Here is a 19,956-nt window from a genome sequence, read left to right as displayed (position 1 = left end):
ATACGCTCTTTCAACTTTATTCTGATTGTCCATTTCAGAAAAAAGTTGTTAAACGTGGATGTTGAAAAAAACAAGTCAAGTTTGCCCGTCATGACACCTGCACAACAGGGTGTCTTTTTTGATCTGTATAAAAAACAGATGCCCTCCTGGTTGCTTGAGTCTTCGGAGTCCTCTCGCAATGATCTCTATGAAAGTTTGAAAGTCAGTTTCAAATCGCGTCATGCCGCGCTGGAGCAATTGCGCGCACTGAAATCCCCGCAAAGCTTTTGTACGCCACTGCTGGCCAACGCGATGGCTGAAAAACTGGGCGAACCTTTTGAAGTCGATGGGGCGGTTTTTCAGCATGTGCGCTCCACATCGAGCCTGCTCGGCCTGCGCAAGAAACTGGTACTGCCGATTGATCGGGATCTGCTCACGGCCGCTTGTGAAAACTTCGAACTGTCGGAAACTCTGGCCGGCAATTATCACGAGAGATCGTTGTTATACATTCCGCAACGCGTGACGGGGCGCGCCAGCCGGGTGTTGGCAATACAACCTCATGAGTTCGCCCGGTTATGTCGCTATCTGGATCTCGGCAAACAATATCAAAAACACGTGGAAGCCATTTTCGGCAGCGACGGTCAAGTTACAAGTCTGCAGAAAGCTTCCGTCGCGTATTCAAGGGATCAATTTGATGTGGATCGGCATATTGCCTATCTGCGTGGCCACATTGGTCCAGATGTCTACAAGATGCTCGAGTCGGTCAAAAACTCGGAGTCTTCAATCAAACTGGGAAATAACACCCTCGGTTATCAAAGTCTTGAAATGCTCGGGGTGCAACTCCGGGGGCCGATGTTCATCGGCGCGGTCAGCGAGCAACCGAGCGACGATTATCGTTGCGTGATCTACCTGCCCGGCGATCCTGAACATCCTCTCAAGGAATATCCCACGTTCCAGAAATTCGAACTCGAGTTGAGCGGGCGATTGCGCGACCCCGAGTTTCGCGCTTTCTTCATGCGGTTCATTACGATGAAGGATCGTTCGCTCTTCCTCACTGGTCTGGATGTGCGGTTGTTGAACGCCCGGCCGAATCAGTTTCCCGTCAGTGCGACTTATCTTCCTCTGACAGGCATTGATCTTGAGGGCGACGCAGAACAGAACATGTTTATCGAGATCTTCCACCATCGCGCAGCGCAGGCTCGGGCAGATACACGTCTGTTGGTGGTACCCACCGACGATGAAGATGAGAAAACCCGTCTCGCGAGACTGGACACTTATAAAGCCATTGGACTGAACACAGTGTTGTTCTTTGTTTCTTTCGTGCCGGTCCTGGGTGAAGTCATGTGCGCCGTCGCCGGGCTGCAGTTGCTGGGCGAGATTTATGAGGGGATCGATAACTGGGTTCACGGCGATCAGGAGCATGCCGCCGATTGTCTGTTCGACACCCTTGAAAATCTGATCCTGATGGCGGGGTTTGCTGCCGGTACTGCTGCCGCAGGCAAGGCCTACAGAGCGGTGCGCTCGTCGAGTTTCATTCAGGGACTACAGAGTGTGCCGGTTGGCAACCAGTCGTATCGCCTGTGGAATCCGGACATGGCTGCCTATCGCCAGCAGCAATCATTGCCGAGCAGTCTGGCGGCTGACGCGCAAGGGCTGGTCTGGCGTGGCTCCGATGGTTATCTGCCTCTGGGGCCTGAGACATATGTGGTGCGTCCATTATGTGGCACCAGTTTGTGGGAGGTGCACACCCCGCCCTTGCCCAAACGCTATTCCCCGTTGTTTGAGACCAATGGTGCGGGCGCCTGGCGGCACGATTCGGAATTGCCTCACGAGTGGGACTCGCTGACGCTGTTCCGTCGCCTGGGATTTCGTAAGGAGAAGATTTCAGATACTCGCGCCCTGCAAGTCATCGCAGCCACTGCTACCAACGAGACCGCCATGCGCCAGTTGTTTGTCGAGCGCGCAAAGCCAATGGCGGTACTGACGGATACGGCCAGACGTTTTTGCGCGGATAGCGATGTCACGGTGTTCATGGAGCAGATAGCCGTTCCCGCCTCTGCGCCGCAGGCCGACGCCGATCTGCAGTTGTACTTGTTGACGGGGGCAGGGCGCTGGCCGCAGGACATGGCGATTGTCGTCACGGATATCACCGCGAACGAAGTGACACGCTATGGCGGAACCAAGGGAACCCGTGAGGTGAAAATCAATGAGGACCTGTTGGTCAAGGGGCAGTTTTATCCGCCGCTGCTGGCAGCACTCAGCGTCCGTGAGCGTTCACATTTGCTGGGTTCGGCCAGTGTGGAACCGACAAATCAGAGCATGCTGCTGGGCAAGCACATTGCCGCGCTGGCGCCACGCATGCGCATGGCGATGATGGATCGGTTGTTTCGGCGTGCCGATGTCTGCGAGTTATCCAGGGGGGAGCCGATCATCAACGCATTCCCCGGGCTGTCGGCCAGTGTCGCCGACGAGTTGGCGCAACATGCCGATGTGCATGAGTGGGAGCAGCTGGATGCCGATACCGTACCGCTGCGTCTGGCGGAAGAGGCGCGACGTTATCGGCAGCTCCAGCGCCTGAATCGCGCATACGAGGGTTTGTACCTGGACGCGGCGAGCGGGCGTGATGCGGACATGCTGGTGCTCGACACTTTGACGCATCTGCCCGGATGGCCTGGTGATGTGTTCATCGAAATTATCGATTGGGGGGTGTATGCCGATCAGCGCGCCACTGTCGGTCCTGACGGCGCGGTACATCAGGTGTTGCTCGAAGCTTATGCCGAACGCTATCAGGGCCTGGGTTTACAAAACGTCGTTGTTTCCAGTCAGCCGTCACGTACCCGGGAGAGTTTTTTCCAGGCGTTGTGGCAAAGCCTTCCGGCGCACAGCCGCAAAGCCATTGGCGTGGACGCGGATCTGGATGGGAAGGGATTGCGGGGAAAACTCACCGCGTTGGCACACCAGCGACGCGAGGCCTTCGCCAAGGTGCTCGGTCTCGAGGCCCCGCATCCTGACTACCGATCCCCCATGGGCCTGGCAGACCGGCAGGTCGAGCAATCGGCCATGCAGACCGGGTCGACCCCGGTCCCGAATCCGGTGCCTCGCAAGTCACCGGTGTTGATGCGCCGTGCTCGCCAGTTATATCCCTCGCATTCGACATCGCAGATTGAAAGCTTTGTGTCGTCGCTGGGGACTGATGAAGTTCTGGCGATCCGAAAGCTTGAAGTCATGCGTCAGGAGTTACGGACGATCCTTGGCACGCTGGAGCGCTGGGTCCATCGCGATAGCTGGTACCACGATAGCCAGGGTGACAGGCTCAAAGTGCCTTATCAAAGCAAGAAACGGGCGGCGCGGGCCATTCTGCGTGCATGGCGCAAGGAAAGTCAGATACCTGCTTCTTACGGTCAGCGCCTATACAACCTGACTTTCGATTCGGTACCGCTGGGCGAACTGCCTGTGGTGATCGGCGACTTTGCTCATGTGACGGCGTTGCGAATGAGTGGTGTGGGGGCGAGTTCGGGTCTGAATGCCTTTCTGCGCAATTTCACACGCCTGCGAGTGCTGGATCTGTCGGGCAACGCGCTGACGCGTATTCCTCAGGCGATTGCAGACATGCCGGGCCTCACCGGACTGGATCTGAGTAGCAACCAGATTCACCTGAACGAGCAATCTGCGCAGGCGTTAAGCGACAAAGCGCATCTGCGTTCACTGGATCTGAGCCTGAACAAAGCGTTAGGCCAGGCGCCTGCTGTCGGCGCGATGCGCAAGTTGCGCCATCTGGACTTGCACGACACGGGAATCAGTCAGTGGCCGACCGACATCAATGGGCTCACCCACCTGCAAACCCTGGATCTGCGCAACAACAGAATCGTGGAAGTCCCGGCGTCCGTGTTCAAGTCACGTGCAGTGCTCAATCGTGGCACCCATATCGATGGCAATCCTTTGTCCGTGACCAGCCTCCAGGCAATCGCCGACTATCAGCGATTGCACGGCATCAGCCTGGGGGTCATGACCCCTGACTACATCGCCACGGCGCGGCCGGCAGCTGACGCACGGGGGGCCGGTTGGGTCAGCGGGTTGCCATCCGTGCGGGTAGGGCGGGCAAACGAGGTCTTGTTATCGCTGTCGGCTGATCCGGATTCACGGGCATTTTTCGATTTGCTCATGCAATTGCGGGGTACGGCTGACTATTCCCGCGCGCGTACTCAGCTTGGCCAGCGGGTCTGGGATGTTCTGGTGGCCGCGAGTGAAAATGACAGGCTGCGCCGTGTGCTCTTTCGGATGGCGAGGGAGGGCCGCGCAAGTGCCGCCAATGCGACTGCGTTATTCAGCGATGTGGAGGTCAGGGTTCTGTGCTTCAGGGCCGCAGCCGCGGCTCGCACTGGTAGCCAGGCGCTTGAAGGCGACCTGATCCGTTTGTTGCGCGGACTGTTCCGGTTGCAGGAGCTGGAAAAACAGGTGGTGCTGGAAGTCGGGCGTCGCGCCCGGACAGAATCGTTGAGTCTGCATCAGGCTCTGGATATCAACCTGATTTACCGGGTTCGGCTGGCAGAGCGGCTGGAGCTGCCGGCGCAACCCACCGCGCTGAACGTGCAGCTGGATGCCGAAGTCACCGATGAACAGATCGACAAGGCTTACCGGGAGGTGGTCAAGGCCGAAAACACCTCGCGATTGTCAGATTCGATCAGTCGGCAGGAGTTTTGGGCCGAGTATTTGTTGACAAGCCGCCAGGACGCCTTTGCCGATGTTCGGGAACGCAGTGCGCAGGCATTTTCGCTGCTGGAATCGCAAGTCGATCTGCCTTTTGAAGCGGCCGCACAGCAAATGGCGACGATCATCGACAACTTCAGAAATGAAAGCCTGGAGCTGCGCAAACAGTTGACCAATGCGGCGCTGGCTCGCCATCCAGGGCTGACTTTGCCGGGTACGTCGGGGATCGGAAGATCAGGTACAACGGGATAAGCAGACCCGAGCCCGTTGATACGGGCTCGGGGTTCAGCGTCAGCGGCGACGGAACAGCGGCAGCGGTTCGTCAGTGGCGGCCTGATAGGTCACCGAAAAGTCCTTGAGGCTTTCAAGGGCGTCGTACGGGTCTTTGTCCGCGCGCAGGGCGAAGGCATCGAAACCGCAACGGCGCATGTAGAACAGCTGGTCGCGCAGCACGTCGCCAATCGCACGCAATTCGCCTTTGAAACCGTAACGGTCACGCAGCAGGCGGGCGTTGGAGTAGTTGCGGCCATCGGTAAACGCCGGGAAGTTCAGGGCAATCACCTGGAACTCATTGACGTCGTCACCGATTTCCTCGGCTTCTTCATCGGCGTCCAGCCACACACCCAGACCGCCATCGCGGGCCTTGAGCATGCGGGCGTGTTCACGCCACAGCTGCAGCGGGACGATCAGGTCGTCGCAGTTGCTGATTTCGTCGATGTTGAAATCCTTGGGCAGCAGGTGCCAGGTTTCGTCGACGACCTCGTTGTTCTTAATGATTCGCTGCATAGACGCGTTCCTTGAAGAGGTCGATGCCAATACGCTGGTAGGTGTCGATGAAACGCTCGTCTTCGGTGCGTTGTTCCACGTACACGTCGATCAGCTTGGAGATCACGTCCGGCATGTCGTCCTGGGCGAAGGACGGGCCGAGGATCTTGCCCAGGCTGGCGTCACGACTGGCGCTGCCGCCGAGCGATACCTGGTAGAACTCTTCACCTTTCTTGTCCACACCGAGGATGCCGATGTGGCCGACGTGGTGGTGACCGCAGGCGTTCATGCAACCGGAGATGTTCAGGTCCAGTTCACCGATGTCGAACAGGTAGTCCAGGTCGTCGAAACGGCGCTGGATCGATTCGGCGATCGGGATCGACTTGGCGTTGGCCAGGGAGCAGAAATCACCGCCAGGGCAGCAGATGATGTCGGTCAGCAGGCCGATGTTCGGTGTGGCGAAGCCACCTTCACGCAGTTCGCCCCACAGGGTGAACAGCTGGCTCTGCTCGACGTCGGCCAGAATGATGTTCTGCTCGTGGGAGGTGCGCAGTTGACCGAAGCTGTAGCGGTCGGCCAGGTCGGCGACGGCGTCGAGCTGCTTGTCGGTGATGTCGCCCGGCGCAACGCCGGTCGGCTTCAGGGACAGGGTCACGGCCACATAACCCGGCTTCTTGTGCGCCAGGGTGTTGCGGGTACGCCAGCGGGCGAAGCCCGGATGTTCTTTGTCGAGGGCGGCCAGTTCAGCGTCTTGACTGCTCAGCGCCTTGTAGTCCGGGTCGACGAAGTGTTTGGCGACGCGATGAACTTCGGCTTCGGTCAGCGTGGTCTGGCCGCCGCGCAGGTGTTCCATCTCCGCATCGACTTTCTGGGCGAAGACTTCGGGAGTCAGCGCCTTGACGAGGATCTTGATCCGCGCCTTGTATTTGTTATCACGACGGCCGTAGCGGTTGTAGACCCGCAGGATCGCGTCGAGGTAGCTCAACAGGTCCTGCCATGGCAGGAATTCGTTGATGAAGGCGCCGACCACCGGGGTACGACCCAGACCACCGCCGACCAGCACGCGGAAACCGAGTTCGCCAGCCGCGTTGTGCACTGGCTCAAGGCCGATGTCGTGGACTTCGATGGCCGCACGGTCGGAGGTCGAACCGTTGACGGCGATCTTGAACTTGCGCGGCAAGTAAGCGAATTCCGGGTGGAAGGTCGTCCACTGACGCACGATTTCGCACCAAGGACGCGGGTCGATCAGCTCATCGAACGCAACACCGGCGAACTGGTCGGTGGTGACGTTGCGCAGGCAGTTGCCGCTGGTCTGGATCGCGTGCATCTGCACGGTGGCCAGCTCGGCGAGAATCTCCGGGATGTCTTCCAGCGCCGGCCAGTTGAACTGCACGTTCTGGCGGGTACTGATGTGGGCGTAGCCCTTGTCATAGTCGCGGGCGATTTTTGCCATCATGCGCATCTGACGCGAAGTCAGCTGGCCGTAAGGCACCGCCACGCGCAACATCGGCGCGAAACGCTGGATATACAGGCCATTTTGCAGGCGCAGGGGGCGGAATTCTTCTTCGCTCAGCTCACCTGCCAGATAGCGTCGGGTCTGATCACGGAACTGCTTGACGCGGTCCTCGATGATCCGCTGATCGTACTCGTCGTATACGTACATATAAGTCCTGTTCTCAGGCTTTGGCCACTCGGAAAACGCTGCGTTTTCGCTTGCTGGAGTCCGATGGTTCCTCTGCAATTCTGCGCGCACGGCCGCGCACTCCCTGACGGAGCCGGGGCAATATACCCGTTTGCAGTTATGCGCAAAAGTGATGTTTGAGTATATGGAAAGAACCAAATCGCCTAACGAGAATCACTGTCAACTAACCCACATTTGTCGTGCGGACAATCATCGTCTTAACTGTGGTCGAGTCTTTCTGCAATCACCGATAAAACCGACAAGAGGCGATGCAATGAGCAACCCAACCAAGGCAAGGAAAAGCGATAGCAGTGTCGATGCATGGGCCATTCTGTTCCTGATCATTCTGGTCGTTGGAACGGCGGTGTTCTGGGTCAGCCATCAGTAAAACGACTCGTCCGGGCCCGCCTCCGACGATTGTCGGACAAAAAGCGGGATCAGGCGCTAATGGCCGGCGATTGAATGGCTATAATGCGCGGCCATTTTTCCCTGGGCCCGGATGTTTCATGTTCAAGTTTCTCCACATCAGTCTGCTTTTGCTGGGCATGGCCTTCGGGACCAGTGCGCGGGCAGAGTCTGTGTTGTTTCTGAATCCGGGCGCCACCGACGAAGCGTTCTGGGTCAGCTACTCGCAATTCATGCAGGCTGCCGCCCGGGATCTGGGCGTCGATCTGCGCATCCTCTATTCCCAGCGCCAGCCCGAAATGACGCTGGCCCAGGCGCGGGTGGCATTGCAGGGCCCTGATCGCCCCGACTATCTGATGTTCGCCAACGAGCAATACATCGCGCCGCAGATCCTGCGCATGGCCAATCAGAGCGGGGTGAAACTGTTTATCGTCAATGCCGCACTGACCCCCAATCAGCAAGCGCTGGTCGGGGACCGGGCCGACCGGATCGGCAGTCTCGTGCCCAATGACGAGGAGGGCGGTTACCTGCTGATGAAGGAGTTGATCCGCCTGCATCCACCGGTGGCCCCCGGCGCCAGCATCGAATTGCTGGCGTTCTCTGGCCTGAAGATCACGCCGTCGTCGCAGTTGCGCGAGCAAGGCATGCAGCGGGCGCTGGCCGAACATCCTGAGGTCCGTTTGCGGCAACTGGTCTATGGCGGCTGGACACAGCAGCGTGCTTACGAGCAGGCCCGGCAGTTGCTGGTTCGTTACCCGAAGGTGTCACTGGTGTGGGCGGCCAACGACGAAATGGCTTTTGGTGCGATGCGAGCGGTTTCAGAGATCGGGAAAATGCCGGGCAAAGACGTGCTGTTCAGCGCGGTCAACACCTCGCCTGCGGCGTTGCAGGCCATGATCGACGGACGCTTGAGTGCATTGCTCGGCGGTCATTTCACGCTGGGGGGCTGGGCGCTGGTGGAAGTGCACGATCATGCGCAGGGCGTCGACCTGAACCGCTACGGTGGCCGCGACCGGCAGATTCCGCTGTTGCAACTGATCGACAAGGATCATGCCCGCCGAATGCTGGCCATGGGCACCTCACCGGACTACGGCGTGCATTTTCGCAAGCTCTCGGCGAAGGGCCGTCCGGCTTCGTATCGCTATCCGTTCAACCTGCAAACCCTGATGCACTGACGCCGGTTACGCGCCTGCCAGGTGCACCACCAGTTGAACGATGCCAAACAGCGTCAGGGCGAACACCGCCGTGAACGCGATGCCCAGGAAGATGAAATGGCTGGGCTTGCCGTGGGTGAAGTCCCTTGCCCGGTTCTTGCCGCTCTGCACCCCGAACGCCGCCGCCATGACGCTGTGCAGCATCTGCCAGAAGGTCGGTGGCTTGTTGTCGACTGGATCGTCCATAAATCCCCCGTCTGCCGTGTGTGTCCAACAAGCATAGCCAAGCCTTTTCAGGTCGCAGAAATACCTGTGGGAGCCAATTGGCTCCCACAGGGTGTCGCGCGTAGCTGACTTAGTTGTCGTAACTCAATTGTCGTAACCCAGATTCGGCGCCAGCCAGCGTTCGGTCAGGCTCAGTTCCTGGCCTTTGCGCGAGGTGTAGCTCTGCACCTGATCCTTGTCGACCTTGCCCACGGCGAAGTATTGCGCCTGCGGATGGGCGAAGTACCAGCCGCTGACCGCTGCCGCCGGGAACATCGCGTAGTGCTCGGTCAGGAACACGCCGCTGCGACCGGCGCGCATTTCCTGGGCCTCAGGATCGAGCAGGGCGAACAGCGTGGCCTTCTCGGTGTGATCCGGGCACGCCGGGTAGCCCGGAGCAGGGCGGATGCCGGAATACTGCTCTTTGATCAGCGCCTCGTTGTCGAGGACTTCATCCTTGGCATAACCCCAGTGCTCTTTACGCACCTGCTGGTGCAGCCACTCGGCGCAGGCTTCGGCCAGACGGTCGGCGAGAGCCTTGACCATGATCGAGTTGTAATCGTCGCCAGCGTCCTGATAAGCCTTGGCCACTTCTTCGGCGCCGATGCCGGCGGTGGTGATGAAACCACCGACATAGTCGGTGACTTCGCTGTCCTTCGGTGCGACGAAGTCGGCGAGCGAGAAGTTCGGTTTGCCGTCGGTCTTGATGATCTGCTGACGCAGGTGATGCAGGCGCGCCATTGGCTTGCCGTCATCGCCGTACAACTCGATATCGTCATCGTGTACCTGATTGGCCGGCCAGAAGCCGAACACCGCACGGGCGCTGATCAGTTTCTCGTCGATCAGCTTGGTCAGCATCTCGCGGGCGTCCTTGAACAGCGAGGTCGCCGCTTCACCGACCACTTCGTCTTCGAGGATGCGCGGGAACTTGCCGGCCAGGTCCCAGGAGATGAAGAACGGCGTCCAGTCGATGTACTCGGCCAGTACGTTGAGGTCGATGTTGTCCAGCACGCGGGTGCCGGTGAAAGTCGGTTTGACCGGGGTGTAGGAGGCCCAGTCGAACTGCGGTTTCTTGGCGATCGAGGCCGCGTAGCTCAGGCGTTCGGTACGGGCGCTGCGGTTGGCGGTGCGCTCGCGGACTTCGATGTACTCTTCGCGGGTCTTCTGAACGAAACCGGCTTTCAGTTCCTTGGACAGCAACTGCGTCGCCACGCCCACGGCGCGGGAGGCGTCGGTCACGTAGACCACCGCGTCGTTGCTGTACTTCGGTTCGATTTTTACTGCCGTGTGCGCCTTGGAAGTGGTCGCGCCGCCGATCATCAGCGGCAGGTGGAAGTCCTGGCGCTGCATCTCGCGGGCCACATGGACCATTTCATCCAGCGAAGGAGTGATCAGGCCGGACAGGCCGATGATGTCGCATTTCTCTTCGCGAGCCACCTGCAGAATCTTCTCTGCCGGGACCATCACGCCGAGGTCGACGATGTCATAGCCGTTGCAACCCAGCACCACGCCGACGATGTTCTTGCCGATGTCGTGCACGTCGCCCTTCACGGTGGCCATCAGGATCTTGCCCTTGGCTTCCGGCTTGTCGCCTTTTTCCAGTTCGATGAACGGAATCAGGTGGGCCACGGCCTGCTTCATCACGCGGGCGGATTTCACCACCTGTGGCAGGAACATTTTGCCGGCGCCGAACAGGTCGCCGACGATGTTCATGCCCGACATCAGCGGGCCTTCGATCACTTCGATCGGGCGCGCGAAGGACTGACGGGATTCTTCGGTGTCTTCGACGATGTGAGTGGTGATGCCCTTGACCAGCGCATGCTCCAGACGCTTGTTGACGTCCCAGCTGCGCCATTCTTCGGTCTCGGCTTCCTTGACGCTGCCGTCGCCCTTGTACTTGTCGGCGATGGCGAGGAGGGCGTCGGTACCTTCCGGCGTGCGGTTGAGGATCACGTCTTCAACGGCGTCGCGCAGTTCTTGCGGGATCTGGTCGTAGATCTCCAGCTGACCGGCGTTGACGATGCCCATGGTCAGGCCGGCGCGGATCGCGTACAGCAGGAACACCGAGTGGATCGCCTCGCGCACCGGGTTGTTGCCGCGGAACGAGAACGACACGTTGGACACGCCGCCGGAGCTCAGGGCATACGGCAGTTCGTCACGGATGTAGGCACAGGCGTTGATGAAGTCCACAGCATAGTTGTTGTGTTCTTCGATGCCGGTGGCCACGGCGAAAATGTTCGGGTCGAAGATGATGTCTTCCGGCGGGAAGCCGACTTCGTTGACCAGAATGTCGTAGGAGCGTTTGCAGATTTCTTTCTTGCGCGCTTCGGTGTCGGCCTGGCCGGCTTCGTCGAACGCCATCACCACCACTGCCGCGCCGTAGCGCTTGCACAATTTGGCGTGGTGGATGAACTGCTCGACGCCTTCTTTCATGCTGATCGAGTTGACGATGCCCTTGCCCTGAATGCACTTGAGGCCGGCTTCGATCACTTCCCACTTCGAGGAGTCGATCATGATCGGTACGCGGGAGATGTCCGGTTCGCCGGCAATCAGATTCAGGAAGGTCACCATGGCCTTCTTCGAATCGAGCATCCCTTCGTCCATGTTGATGTCGATCACCTGGGCGCCGGCCTCGACCTGCTGCAGGGCGACTTCCAGGGCTTCGGTGTAGTTGTCTTCACGGATCAGGCGGGCGAATTTCGCGGAACCGGTGATGTTGGTCCGCTCGCCGACGTTGACGAACAACGAGCTGCGATCGATGGTGAACGGTTCCAGGCCCGACAGGCGGCAAGCCTTGGGAATGTCCGGAATCTGCCGTGGCGCGTAGCCGGCGACGGCTTTGGCGATGGCTTCGATGTGGCCCGGCGTGGTACCGCAGCAACCGCCGACGATGTTGAGAAAACCGCTCTGGGCGAACTCTTCGATGACCTTGGCGGTGTCCACCGGCAATTCGTCGTACTCGCCGAATTCGTTCGGCAGGCCGGCGTTCGGGTGCGCCGATACGTGGGTGCTGGCCTTGTCCGACAGCTCTTCGAGGTACGGACGCAGTTCGCGGGCACCGAGGGCGCAGTTCAGGCCGACCGAAATCGGTTTGGCGTGGGCCACGGAGTTCCAGAACGCTTCGGTGGTCTGGCCCGACAGGGTACGGCCGGAGGCGTCGGTGATGGTCCCGGAAATCATGATCGGCAACTCGAAGCCCAGTTCTTCGAACACGCCTTGCACGGCGAAGATCGCGGCTTTGGCGTTGAGGGTGTCGAAGATGGTTTCGATCAGGATCAGGTCGGCGCCGCCCTCGATCAGGCCTTTGGTGGCTTCGGTGTAGTTTTCCACCAGCTCATCGAAGGTGACGTTGCGATAGCCCGGGTTGTTGACGTCCGGCGACAGCGAGCAGGTGCGGCTCGTAGGACCGAGCACGCCGGCGACGAAGCGCGGCTTGTCCGGGTTCTCGGCAGTCTTGGCGTCAGCGACCTTGCGCGCCAGTCGTGCGCCTTCTACGTTGAGTTCGTAGGCCAGTTCTTCCATGCCGTAGTCGGCCATGGAAATGCGGGTGGCGTTGAAGGTGTTGGTTTCCAGGATGTCGGCGCCGGCATCCAGATAAGCCTTCTCGATTCCGCCGATCACGTCGGGACGGGTAATGACCAACAGGTCGTTGTTGCCCTTGACGTCGCTCGGCCAGTCGGCGAAGCGTTTGCCGCGATAATCCTGCTCTTCGAGCTTGTAGCTCTGGATCATCGTGCCCATGCCGCCGTCGAGAATCAGGATGCGCTCTTTGAGAGCTTGCTTGAGAGCTTGAAGACGGACGCTGCGATCGGACATTGGGACTACTCGAAAAAGACCATGACGAAGGAGCGGGATCATAACAAACCTGTGCCGATTTAGAGCATGTGGCGCTTTTGCATGAATATCGCTCATGTTGGTACGGGCGTCATAACGGTAGAATCGCGGCGTTTTTATTCAGGATCAGGATCAGGGATATGTCGTACCGCGTCGTCAGCATGGTGTTGCTGTTTTTGAGCTTTGGCGCGGCGGCGCAAAGTCCTGCGATCTCGCCTTCCATTTCTTACACTCGCGATATCCAGCCGATCTTCACCGAGAAGTGCGTGGCCTGCCATGCGTGCTACGACTCTGCCTGCCAGCTGAACCTGGGCAGCGGCGAAGGCGCGGCCCGTGGTGCGAGCAAGATGCCGGTCTACGATGGCGAACGCACCCAGGCGGCACCGACCACGCGGCTGTTCTATGACGCCTTCGGCAAACGCGCCTGGCAGCAGAAAGACTTCTATTCGGTACTCGACGCCCAGGGCAGTCAGGCCGCGCTGATGGCGCGCATGCTGGAGCTGGGACACAAAACGCCGCTGACCCCCAACGCCAAACTGCCGGAAGACATCGTGCTGGGCCTCAATCGCGAGAACCTGTGCGCGATGCCTGCGGAGTTCGACGGTTATGCCGGCGCCCACCCGAAAGAGGGCATGCCGCTGGCGGTGACCGGCCTGACCGATCAGCAATACCAGACGCTGCAACGCTGGCTGGCGTCCGGCGCGCCTATCGACGAGCAAGGCCTGGCGCCGAGCGCTAAAGAGGCGCTGCAGATCGTTCAGTGGGAAAACCTGCTGAATCAGCCCGGCGCGCGGGAAAGCCTGGTCGGGCGTTGGCTGTACGAGCACTGGTTCCTCGCGCACATCTATTTCAAGGACGGCGAGCCGGGGCATTACTTCCAGTGGGTGCGCTCGCGCACGCCGACCGGTCAGCCGATCGACCTGATCGCCACCCGTCGCCCGAACGACGATCCGGGCACTCAAGTGTATTACCGCCTGTGGCCGGTGCAGGGCGTGATCGTGCACAAGACCCACATCACCTATCCGCTGAGCGCGGCGAAGATGGCGCGGGTCAAAAGCCTGTTCTACAACGGTAACTGGCAGGTCAACGCGTTGCCGGGCTATGGGCCGCAGAGCCGGGCCAACCCGTTCGCGACCTTCGAGGCAATCCCGGCGCAGGCGCGTTATCAGTTCATGCTCGATAACGCCGAATACTTCGTTCGCACCTTCATTCGCGGCCCGGTGTGCCGTGGGCAGATCGCGACCGACGTGATCCGCGACAACTTCTGGGCGCTGTTCCAGGCCCCGGAACACGACCTGTACATCACCGACCCGAACTATCGCGGCCAGGCCACGCCATTGCTGGCCATGCCGGGGCAGAACGACGATGTCGGCAGTGTCCTGAGCCTGTGGCACAACTACCGCAACAAGCGCAACAAATACGAAGCCCTGCGCCGTGACAGCTACGCCGATCTGCCGGCGCCGAGCTGGTCGACCCTGTGGGCCGGCAACGACAACGCCTTGCTCAGCATTTTCCGCCACTTCGACAGCGCGTCGGTGACCAAAGGCCTGATCGGCGAAGTGCCGCAGACCATGTGGCTGTTCGACTACCCGCTGCTGGAGCGCACCTATTACCAGTTGGCGGTGAATTTCGATGTGTTCGGCAACGTCTCCCATCAGGCGCAAACGCGCTTGTATTTCGACCTGATCCGCAATGGCGCCGAGCAGAACTTCCTGCGCCTGATGCCCGCCGATTCCCGCGAGGGCTACCTCGACGATTGGTACCAGAGCAGCGGCCAGTTCAAGATGTGGCTCGATTACGAAGCCATCGACGACGACAAGCCGACCGCGCTGAAACTCGACGAGAAAGACCCGAAACGCGATTTCGCCATGCAACTGCTGGCGCGTTACGGCGATCTCAACGCGCGTCCGGATCCGATCAACCGCTGCGAAGATGCCTATTGCTCGCGTCCGAACATCGACCCGGCCCTGCAAAACGCCGAACAGGCGCTGAGTCGCCTGACTTCGCGTCCGGCAGCCGGCCTGAAAGTCATCGATCAATTGCCGGAAGCGACCATGCTGCGGGTTGAAACCCGCAGCGGCAAGCGCGAGGTCTACAGCCTGCTGCGTAACCGCGCCCACAGCAACGTGGCGTTCCTGCTCGGTGAATCGCTGCGCTATCAACCGGGGCTGGACACGCTGACGATCTATCCGGGCGTGCTCAGCAGCTACCCGAATTTCATGTTCAACATCCCGGCGGATCAGGTGCCGGCGTTTGTCGATGCCATGGAAAGTGCCAAGGACGCGGCGCAGTTCGAGAAAATCGTCGAACGTTGGGGCATCCGCCGCAGCCATCCGCAGTTCTGGTTCTATTTCCACGACCTGAGCCAGTACCTCCACGAAACCGATCCGGTGGAAGAGGGCGTGCTGGACATGAACCGGTACGAGAATCTTTGATCGTTTGAGCGATGGCGGTTGTCCCAATCCTGTGAAGTACGGGATCGGGAGCGCCATCGATGTTGATTTCAGTGCAGGCCCTGCGAGCGCTCGCCGCGTGGGCGGTGGTCTGCCATCACTTCATGCAGATTTTCTTCGACTTCGAGGCGCGCGGGCCGATAGGGCAGCTGTTCATCGACAAGGGCGCCGTGGGCGTCGATATCTTTTTCGTGATCAGCGGGCTGGTGATTTTCCTGTCCACCGAAGGCAAGGCGCTGCCGCCGGCGCGGTTTCTGTTGTATCGACTGTTTCGGATTGTTCCGGCGTATTGGCTCTACACAGTGCTGATGGCGTTGCTGGTGGTGTTTGCCCGGCCGTTGCTGCCGGATCAGACGGTGGACTGGAGTCATTTGCTGCTGTCGCTGCTGTTTATCCCGACCGAAAACCCCGGCGGCTACGGGATCTACCCGACCCTGAATGTCGGCTGGACCCTGAATTACGAAATGTTGTTCTACGTGCTGTTCGCCTGGGCGCTGTTGTTCCGGCTGCAAGTGCGGTTGCTGGTGGTCGCGGCGCTGCTGTTTGCGGTGTGTCAGGCCTGGACCGGGTTTGGCTGGGTCAGCGAGTTCTATCGCTCGGACATCGTTTATGAGTTCCTGCTGGGGATTGGCATCGGCATGCTTTACCGTCGCGGCTGGATCGGGCCGGCGCTCTGGCTGCCCTTATTGGGGATCGGTGCGGCGTTGCTGGCGATCTATCATCTGCCGCCGGAACCCCGATTGCTGAACTGGGGCGTGCCCAGTGCGGTGCTGGTCATGGCCAGCATGGCGCTCGAACGTCATGTCGAACGCAACAGGCTGCTGAAGCTGCTGGGCGACTGTTCCTACTCGGTGTATCTAATGCATGTGCTGGTGCTGTCGGCCGGCGGTTATCTGGCCCGACGCTACGGGATCAACCCGTATTTGATGTTTGCCGTCTGTGCGCTGGCCATCGGTATCGGTTCGTGGCTGAGCTACGAATGGGTCGAAAAGCGCAGTTATCAGTGGCTTAAAGCGCGGATTGACGGCGAACCTGACGCCTAGCCGATTTGCGAACTATTCCTACGTAAATACTAGGACTTTGTGCCGCGCGCCGATTGGCGTAAACTCCGCCTCAAGCCTGCGAGGAGTCTCCATGACCGCTATTACCATTACCGACGCCGCCCATGATTACCTGGCCGATCTGCTCTCCAAGCAGAACACCCCGGGCATCGGCATCCGCGTTTTCATCACCCAGCCTGGCACCCAGTACGCCGAAACCTGCATTGCCTACTGCAAGCCGGGCGAAGAGAAACCTGAAGACACGGCGCTGGGGCTGAAAAGCTTCACCGCTTACATCGACTCGTTCAGCGAAGCGTTCCTCGATGATGCCGTCGTCGACTACGCCACCGACCGCATGGGCGGCCAGCTGACCATCAAGGCGCCAAACGCCAAAGTCCCGATGGTCAACGCCGACAGCCCGATCAACGAGCGCATCAACTACTACCTGCAAACCGAAATCAACCCGGGGCTGGCCAGCCACGGCGGTCAGGTCAGCCTGATCGATGTGGTTGAAGACGGCATTGCCGTATTGCAGTTCGGCGGTGGTTGCCAGGGCTGCGGCCAGGCGGACGTGACCCTGAAGGAAGGCATCGAGCGCACCTTGCTCGAGCGTATTCCGGAGCTCAAGGGCGTTCGCGACGTGACCGACCACACGCAGAAAGAAAACGCCTACTACTAAGGTGTTCGCTGCGGCATGAAAAACGGCGCCCCGTGAGCGCCGTTTTTTTATGGCCGATACAAATGCGCATGCCCCGCACGATACAGCGACGACTCACTGAAATGATCGCTGCCCAACACTCGCCCAACCAGAATCAACGCCGTACGCCGAAACCCCTTGGCCGCCACCTTCTCGGCAATATCCTCCAGCGTCCCGACCACCCAGTCCTGATCCGGCCACGTCGCCCTATGAATCACCGCGATCGGGCAATCTGCGCCGTAATGCGGCAGCAGCTCGGCCAGGATCTTCTCCAGATGATTGACCCCCAGATGAATCGCCATGGTCGCCCCGTGCTGCGCCAGACTGCCCAGTTCCTCGCCGGCAGGCATCGCGGTCTTGTCCGCATAACGGGTCAGGATCACGCTTTGCGAGATGTCCGGCAGGGTCAGTTCAGCGCCCAACAGTGCGGCGCACGCGGCGGTGGCGGTCACGCCGGGAATGATCTCGAACGGGATATCCAGCTCGCGCAGATAACGAATCTGCTCGCCAATGGCGCCATACAGACTCGGATCCCCCGAATGCACCCGCGCCACATCCTGGCCCTTGGCGTTCGCGGTCTTGATCAGGTCGATGATCTGTTCCAGGTGCAGCTCGGCGCTGTTGACCACGGTGTCAGCGCAATGACCTTCCAGCACTGCCGTCGGTACCAGCGAACCTGCGTAGATGATCACCGGGCAACTGCGGATCAGCCGCTGGCCTTTGACAGTGATCAATTCCGGGTCGCCGGGGCCGGCGCCGATGAAGTAAACGGTCATCGTTGGATCCTGTAGAAAAGGGGCAGGGCGGTGCTTCAGAAGCCCTTCAGATGAAGAATGCTCATGATCGAAAGTGCGGATTATCGGGAATTTACGCCGAGCCGGCCAATGCCAGAGTTGCCTGAGCGTACTTTTGCCGGGAAATCAGCAGTTTTGCCGGGCCACTGATCAACTGTTCGGCGAGCGCCAGCGCGGCACTTTCCGCTACGCCATAACAGCCGGTGCGTTCGAAGGCGATCTGTGAATGGTGACTCAAACGTTGCTGATAACTGGCCAGTTCTTCGCTACTGAAATACAGCAACGGCAGCGCCAGTTGGGCGGCGAGTTCCTGCAAACCGGGTTCGTCGCGTTTTAGGTCGATACTGGCCAGCGCCTTGACCTTCTCAAGATCAATTCGATGGGCCTGTAGCGCCTGATCAAGTAATGCTCGCAGCGTGCTGGCCGGGCAGCCGCGCTGGCAGCCCAGGCCGACCACAAAGGTCGGCGCTGCGCTGTCATCGGTCATGCGTGGTACTGACCTTCGCTTTTGCGGCGGAACAACCAGGCGCTGATCAGGCCCAGGGCCAGCCAGAACGCGACGTTGGTCAGCTGCGAAGCGATTTTGAACTGGGCTTCGAGGGCTTCCGGGGCGAGCATCGAATGCACTTCCGGTTGTGGCGCGCCGATCACGTGCGGCACGGCAAGGATCGCCACGCCGAGGATCTTCATCAGCCAATGGCGGCTGAACGCGATCAAGGCCAGGCCGACAGCGGTGGAGGCCGCAGTGCCAATCCACCACATCTGACGCGAGGCCAGATCCGCGGCGGCAGTGCCCGGCAGTTCAGGTGGCAGACCCATGGTCGGTGCGAGCACGAAGGTCGCATAACCGGCCAGGCCCCAGAGCAGGCCTTGCGAGGTTTTGGTCGGCGCACGCAGGGTGTACAGACCCGCCAGCATCAGGGCGAAACCCACGGCAACCACCAGATTGCCACCGGTGGTGGAGACCACGCGCTGCCAGCCGTCTTCCGGCTCCCAGGCTTCGGCATCGTGGGTGTGGGCGGCGGTGCCGGCGGCGTGTTCGTGAACTTCGGCAACCGGCTCGGCTTTCTCGAAGGTTTCGGCCTGCAGAATCAGCGGCGAAACCCAGAAGCTTTGCAGCAAGGTCAGGAGCAGGGCGGCCAGAAGGCCGGTGAAACCTGCGGTCTGCGCAATACGCTTGATCATGTCGTCAGGTCTCAATGGCACGGGAACGCGGCGCTGTGGCGGGTATCGTGCGCGGCGTTGTGCACCGCTTCGATGTGCGAGAAACCGGCGAAATATACGAGGCACGCACCGAGGATCGACGCGCAGACGGCGGCGGTCAGGCGTTGGCTCAGGGTGGTGGTGCTGGAGATCTTGTCCGAATTGCTGCCGGTGCTGCTGATGATCGACATGGCGCTTCCCTCTGGAGTGTCAGCGGGTGAATAGAGCGCATGAAAACCCCTGCGGCCGGGCACGCAGAGGTTCGAACAGCGCCCGCCCACCGCGGGTTTGTTATGTTCAGTGACGCAAGGATGCGCACTGTGTGTTGCGGGCCGGTCTCCGGGCTCACGAGGGGTTGGCGTCTGGCCGACCTGCAAGCGTCACCTTCCCATGCCTGTGGGCACAGTGGATCTGACGCTTCGCTCGCTTACCGTTGCGGGGGCAGCACCGGACTGACATGGCTTTAGAGTAAAGCACATGATTCACCGGTTTCCCGTTTCACCCTGTGAGGGGCACCCGTAACAAGTTGTGTAGGAGACCATGGGCTGGGGTTTTTAGTCAATTGGGATTGGGATTGGGATTGGGATTGGGAGCAGATCCGTTGCTGCGGTTATGGCTGCTTAGGGTTCCGCCCTTACGGCGGGTCACTTTTGGCAAACGCCCCAAAAGTAACCAAAAGGTCTTTAACCCTGACGTACGGCCCCTCGCTGGGGCTCGGGGTTCCTTCGCTCCGGGATCGATCCGGGGGCATCGCCTACGGTTTGCTTCGCTGCACCTCCTCTCGATGCATGCGGCTGCGCCGCACGGTCGCTGCGCTCCCACCCCCGGATCAATCCCTCCACTCAGCCTGCCGACGGGGCCTGCGATCAAAAGCGGTACTCGAGCTAACGCTCATTGTGATGAGTGGTGAGGAGCACAGTGTGTTCGGCTTTGGTTTTGCGGCGGGGCGGCCCTCACCCCAACCCTCTCCCAGAGGGAGA

At 60.1% G+C, this 19,956-nt stretch carries 13 protein-coding genes and 1 riboswitch; of the genes, 5 read left to right on the top strand and 8 right to left on the bottom strand.

What is annotated here, in order from left to right:
• The first annotated feature begins 54 nt into the window (after positions 1-54).
• Positions 55-4,938, top strand: coding sequence for a dermonecrotic toxin domain-containing protein (locus M5G18_RS06960; RefSeq protein ID WP_273897273.1), 4,884 nt, complete (start codon positions 55-57; stop codon positions 4,936-4,938).
• Positions 4,939-4,977: 39 nt separating this feature from the next.
• Here the strand turns inward: M5G18_RS06960 and M5G18_RS06955 are convergent, their stop codons facing one another.
• Positions 4,978-5,472: a DUF934 domain-containing protein gene (locus tag M5G18_RS06955; protein ID WP_007959510.1), complete on the bottom strand. Its 495-nt coding sequence runs from the start codon at positions 5,470-5,472 to the stop codon at positions 4,978-4,980.
• A complete protein-coding gene (locus M5G18_RS06950; protein ID WP_007959512.1) occupies positions 5,456-7,114 on the bottom strand; it encodes a nitrite/sulfite reductase in 1,659 nt (552 codons plus the stop codon). Before M5G18_RS06950 ends, M5G18_RS06955 begins: the two co-directional genes overlap by 17 nt.
• Before the next feature lie 524 nt (positions 7,115-7,638).
• Here M5G18_RS06950 and M5G18_RS06945 point away from each other — a divergent pair.
• Positions 7,639-8,712 (top strand): ABC transporter substrate-binding protein, encoded by a 1,074-nt coding sequence (locus tag M5G18_RS06945; RefSeq protein ID WP_273897272.1) that lies wholly within the window; start codon positions 7,639-7,641, stop codon positions 8,710-8,712.
• 6 nt (positions 8,713-8,718) lie between these two features.
• Here M5G18_RS06945 and M5G18_RS06940 read toward each other — a convergent pair whose 3' ends face one another.
• Positions 8,719-8,937 (bottom strand): DUF2970 domain-containing protein, encoded by a 219-nt coding sequence (locus M5G18_RS06940; protein WP_065257810.1) that lies wholly within the window; start codon positions 8,935-8,937, stop codon positions 8,719-8,721.
• Between the two features lie 123 nt (positions 8,938-9,060).
• A complete protein-coding gene (gene metH / locus M5G18_RS06935; RefSeq protein ID WP_273897271.1) occupies positions 9,061-12,771 on the bottom strand; it encodes a methionine synthase in 3,711 nt (1,236 codons plus the stop codon).
• 158 nt (positions 12,772-12,929) lie between these two features.
• Here metH and M5G18_RS06930 point away from each other — a divergent pair, with 158 nt between their 5' ends.
• The 3 genes from M5G18_RS06930 (at position 12,930) to nfuA (ending at position 16,961) form a co-directional block, all read left to right on the top strand.
• The gene (locus M5G18_RS06930) at positions 12,930-15,224 is read left to right on the top strand and encodes a fatty acid cis/trans isomerase (RefSeq protein WP_273897270.1); all 2,295 of its coding nucleotides are present in this window, start codon (positions 12,930-12,932) and stop codon (positions 15,222-15,224) included.
• 59 nt (positions 15,225-15,283) lie between these two features.
• On the top strand, positions 15,284-16,285 hold the full coding sequence (locus M5G18_RS06925; protein ID WP_273897269.1) for an acyltransferase family protein: 1,002 nt from the start codon (positions 15,284-15,286) through the stop codon (positions 16,283-16,285).
• 91 nt (positions 16,286-16,376) lie between these two features.
• Complete coding sequence (gene nfuA, locus M5G18_RS06920; RefSeq protein ID WP_007959519.1) at positions 16,377-16,961, top strand: Fe-S biogenesis protein NfuA; 585 nt, start codon at positions 16,377-16,379, stop codon at positions 16,959-16,961.
• Between the two features lie 47 nt (positions 16,962-17,008).
• On the opposite strand, the gene cobM is transcribed toward nfuA, so the two are convergent.
• The 4 genes from cobM to M5G18_RS06900 all read right to left on the bottom strand — a co-directional run bounded on the left by cobM (position 17,009) and on the right by M5G18_RS06900 (position 19,167).
• A complete protein-coding gene (cobM, locus tag M5G18_RS06915; protein ID WP_273897268.1) occupies positions 17,009-17,755 on the bottom strand; it encodes a precorrin-4 C(11)-methyltransferase in 747 nt (248 codons plus the stop codon).
• A 91-nt stretch (positions 17,756-17,846) separates the two neighbouring features.
• Positions 17,847-18,260 (bottom strand): cobalamin biosynthesis protein, encoded by a 414-nt coding sequence (locus M5G18_RS06910; protein ID WP_273897267.1) that lies wholly within the window; start codon positions 18,258-18,260, stop codon positions 17,847-17,849.
• Positions 18,257-18,958, bottom strand: coding sequence for a CbtA family protein (locus M5G18_RS06905; RefSeq protein ID WP_273897266.1), 702 nt, complete (start codon positions 18,956-18,958; stop codon positions 18,257-18,259). Before M5G18_RS06905 ends, M5G18_RS06910 begins: the two co-directional genes overlap by 4 nt.
• Before the next feature lie 11 nt (positions 18,959-18,969).
• The gene (locus M5G18_RS06900) at positions 18,970-19,167 is read right to left on the bottom strand and encodes a CbtB domain-containing protein (protein WP_007959524.1); all 198 of its coding nucleotides are present in this window, start codon (positions 19,165-19,167) and stop codon (positions 18,970-18,972) included.
• Between the two features lie 122 nt (positions 19,168-19,289).
• A riboswitch (cobalamin riboswitch) is annotated at positions 19,290-19,511 on the bottom strand.
• Positions 19,512-19,956: the final 445 nt, after the last annotated feature.

Origin of the sequence: Pseudomonas aphyarum, from assembly GCF_028657055.1 — a bacterium.
GTDB lineage: Bacteria > Pseudomonadota > Gammaproteobacteria > Pseudomonadales > Pseudomonadaceae > Aquipseudomonas > Aquipseudomonas aphyarum.
This window is presented reverse-complemented; position numbering and strand designations above follow the sequence as displayed.

Coding starts and splice junctions, on each gene's coding strand:
- M5G18_RS06955 (WP_007959510.1), bottom strand. CDS start 5,472: ATGCAGCGAATCATTAAGAACAACGAGGTCGTCGACGAAACCTGGCAC.
- M5G18_RS06950 (WP_007959512.1), bottom strand. CDS start 7,114: ATGTACGTATACGACGAGTACGATCAGCGGATCATCGAGGACCGCGTC.
- M5G18_RS06945 (WP_273897272.1), top strand. CDS start 7,639: ATGTTCAAGTTTCTCCACATCAGTCTGCTTTTGCTGGGCATGGCCTTC.
- M5G18_RS06940 (WP_065257810.1), bottom strand. CDS start 8,937: ATGGACGATCCAGTCGACAACAAGCCACCGACCTTCTGGCAGATGCTG.
- metH (WP_273897271.1), bottom strand. CDS start 12,771: ATGTCCGATCGCAGCGTCCGTCTTCAAGCTCTCAAGCAAGCTCTCAAA.
- M5G18_RS06930 (WP_273897270.1), top strand. CDS start 12,930: ATGTCGTACCGCGTCGTCAGCATGGTGTTGCTGTTTTTGAGCTTTGGC.
- M5G18_RS06925 (WP_273897269.1), top strand. CDS start 15,284: ATGTTGATTTCAGTGCAGGCCCTGCGAGCGCTCGCCGCGTGGGCGGTG.
- nfuA (WP_007959519.1), top strand. CDS start 16,377: ATGACCGCTATTACCATTACCGACGCCGCCCATGATTACCTGGCCGAT.
- cobM (WP_273897268.1), bottom strand. CDS start 17,755: ATGACCGTTTACTTCATCGGCGCCGGCCCCGGCGACCCGGAATTGATC.
- M5G18_RS06910 (WP_273897267.1), bottom strand. CDS start 18,260: ATGACCGATGACAGCGCAGCGCCGACCTTTGTGGTCGGCCTGGGCTGC.
- M5G18_RS06905 (WP_273897266.1), bottom strand. CDS start 18,958: ATGATCAAGCGTATTGCGCAGACCGCAGGTTTCACCGGCCTTCTGGCC.
- M5G18_RS06900 (WP_007959524.1), bottom strand. CDS start 19,167: ATGTCGATCATCAGCAGCACCGGCAGCAATTCGGACAAGATCTCCAGC.